A 1803-nucleotide genomic window follows, 5' to 3' on the forward strand; every position below is an offset into this window, starting at 1 on the left:
CGATCCCGGTCCGACGACGAATTTCCGTAGGCGACCCAAACCGGTCGGCGACGATCAGGCGAAGCCGCCGTTGAGCGGGATGCGTGGGTTCGTAAAGACGTATCTCAGATATCCGCCCGATCGCACCAATCAGCGAGCTACCTGCGACGTGGCAGATGCACAGTGAACACGGTTTCTGTCTCATCGGACCGCACTTCGATCTCGCCCCCGTGTGCCTTGGCAATCTCGCGCGCGATGTATAGCCCGAGTCCGAGGCTGCTGTCGGCGTCGTGGCCGCCACCACAATTCGGGCCACGTTTGAGAGGTTCAAAGATCTGCTTCAGCGCCACTGGCTCGATCGCGGGGCCGCTGTTCCTGACCTCGAGGCTAAGTTCCGCTTCCTCGCCCGCCAGGAGCACTCGCACCGGAGCGTCTGGCGCCCCGTACTTGATTGCATTTAGCACGAGATTGCCGAGCAACTGCTGCAGCCTTCTGCCGTCCCAAACGCCCTGAGCATTGCCCACCACCTCGATATCAATCTGACGGTCCGGGTGTGCGGCCCGCAACTGGTTCAGTTCATCGGCAAGAAGGCTTGCCAGGTCGACCGGCGTCGGAGCGATAGTGATGCCCAGACCCAGGTTGGTTCGATTGAAGTCAAGCATGTCGTCCAGTAGCGCATGCATGCGAGCGCCGCTTCTGATCAAACAGGAAGCGGCTTCGGACACTTTCTCACCGGCGTTCAGCGCCGCGAGATACGACGCTGTCATCTGGATGGTCTGGAGCGGGCTGCGCATGTCGTGTCCAAGCATTCCCAGCAACAGATTACGTGCCTGTTCAACGTGAGCACTGAAGAACCCAACCGATTCGGCGATTGCCTGATCGATGGCCTCGTTGAAGCGGATGATGTCATCCAGATGGGGGGCTTCGGGCGCACAGTCGTCCATCCATAGCCGCAGAACGCTGGCGCGCAGCGCCCGGTACTCGGCGGCCATCTGGTTTATGTTGAAACCGCCTCGCGCGCGCAGCAAGGCGTGGGTTTGCGCCGCTGTTTCCGTGGCATCAATGAGTTTAGGGGCTCGCCCTTTTGATTTTTCGGCCTGAGCTTCCCTGGTCTGTGATGTCCTCAAGTCCTTCGCCACTGCCTCGAGAATCGCTTGCGCGTGGTCGCGCAGCGCCAGCGCTTGCATGTTCGCTGCGGCCGGCAACAGGGTGGCGGCAAACGCCTCCCATTGCACCAGTATCGCTTCCATGTCACGCTGGATGAAGTCAGCCAGTCGCATGTCTGCCCCCGGAAGAACGGATGAAAGCCGGAAATACGTATTTTTGCCGCATCTATATTACGGCAAGTCGTTGACGTGGCTCTATCGGGCCAACTGCCAGTGTTCTTGCTGTGATGGCGTCCCGCCCCCGGTGCTGGCGACGGGAACACCTCCTAAAGCCGAATACAGCGTTGACCGGCTGCTTTCCGATGTAGTGGTCGATCGGCCGATATTGGTCGAACTGAGCAAAAAATTCGGCTCAGAGGATGAACAGACCGAGCCGAGTCGGCTCGGCCAAAGTTCGCCACTCAGCACTATCATGGTGGACACAAGGAGGGCGCACATGTGTACCTGCGAAGCCAACCCGGACGATGCTCGTTGTGCACGAATCCGGATGTCATAACCGACATGCGAAACGGCCAATACATCAAAAGCCGGTTGCTGATCGTCGCGGCGTTCGCGTTGCCCGCGTTCGTGTTCATCAACGGCTGCAAGTCGACGACGACGTCGGCCGCGACCGTGCCAGGGGTGACCGCCACTGACGACGCTGCGCTCGTCACCCGGG

1 protein-coding gene is annotated in these 1803 nt (G+C 60.2%); it reads right to left on the reverse strand.

Annotated features, from left to right (window positions below; all coding sequences use genetic code 11):
* Positions 1-137 precede the first annotated feature (137 nt).
* Positions 138-1259: an ATP-binding protein gene (locus tag P0D89_RS52585; protein ID WP_408371085.1), complete on the reverse strand. Its 1122-nt coding sequence runs from the start codon at positions 1257-1259 to the stop codon at positions 138-140.
* Positions 1260-1803 lie beyond the last annotated feature (544 nt).

Source organism: Paraburkholderia sp. RL18-085-BIA-A, from assembly GCF_046027075.1.
In the GTDB taxonomy this organism is placed as follows: domain Bacteria; phylum Pseudomonadota; class Gammaproteobacteria; order Burkholderiales; family Burkholderiaceae; genus Paraburkholderia.

What these genes read in the sequence shown, in the direction of transcription:
- P0D89_RS52585 (WP_408371085.1), bottom strand. Translation starts at nt 1,259, where the DNA reads ATGCGACTGGCTGACTTCATCCAGCGTGACATGGAAGCGATACTGGTG.